At 67.4% G+C, this 1,075-nt stretch carries 1 protein-coding gene; it reads left to right on the plus strand.

Annotation, left to right across the window (positions count from 1 at the left end; genetic code table 11):
- Positions 1 to 48: 48 nt before the first annotated feature.
- On the plus strand, positions 49 to 1,075 hold a 1,027-nt coding region (locus AAFP05_RS01530; RefSeq protein ID WP_341728088.1), incomplete at its 3' end, for a LacI family DNA-binding transcriptional regulator.

Consider the following 1,075-nt stretch of genomic DNA (forward strand, 5'->3'; position numbering starts at 1 on the left):
GATGAAGTGCGATCTAGCGAAACGTTTCGGATGTAGTAGGCTGACGATGTGAAAGACGGCCGCTCCACGACCCTTGCCGACGTCGCTCGTGCGGCGGGCGTGTCGAAGGCCACTGCCTCCAAGGCGTTCAACGGCCGCGAAGACGTGGCGGCTGAAACTCGTGAGCGGGTCCTTGCCCAGGCGGCCGAACTCGGATACGTGCCTCCTGCCCGGACGCCGGCCGGGTCGGGGCCACACGTGTGGGTGGCACTGACGAGTTTCGTGAACCCCTACATGGGCTTGGTGCTCGATGGCCTGCTCGCCGAGGCGCAGGCCCTCGGTGCGGTTTGCAGTGTCTTCCAGCATGTGGCCGCGCATGGCGATGGGCAGCCATTGCCTTCATCCCCGGGTTGGATTCGTCAGGGTGTCGAGCGAGGCGCCGGGGCCTTCGTCCTCATCACGACGCCGGCGACCAAGGCCCACCTTCGGGTGGCGCAGGCAGCCAACGCTCCGCTGATCGTGGTTGACCCCCTCGTCGGCATACCCGAGGGCGCGCTGAGTGTGGGAGCAACGAACTGGCGGGGCGGGTTTCAAGCGACCGAGCATCTCATCGAGCTGGGACATCGGCGCATCGCATTCCTTGGGGCGCCACCGGAGTCTGAGCCGGGCGCCGAGCGGCTGGCCGGCTATCGCAGCGCGCTGGAGAGTCACGACATTCCGTTCGACCAGGCGCTCGTGCGGCCGGGATTCTTCGGCGTCGCCGATGGCCTCGCTGCACGCGACTTGCTTTCCGGCGAGGGAGCACCAACTGCGGTGTTCGCGGCCAACGACATGGTGGCGTGCGGTGTTCTCGAGGCCGCCCGGCTATCCGGGCGCACAGTGCCGACAGACTTGTCGGTTGTCGGATTCGATGACACCATTGCCGCTGCTGTGTCGGCGCCCCCACTGACCACGGTGCGTCAGCCGCTGGTCGAGATGGGAGCATTGGCGATGCGCACCTGCGTGGGGGCCCTACGCGGCACGCCTCCGGTCACTGGGCATGTGCAACTCGCAACATCACTCGTCGTCCGCGAATCGACGGCGCCCGCGCCGCGCG

Origin of the sequence: Brooklawnia sp. (genome assembly GCF_032229645.1) — a bacterium.
Lineage (GTDB): Bacteria > Actinomycetota > Actinomycetes > Propionibacteriales > Propionibacteriaceae > Brooklawnia.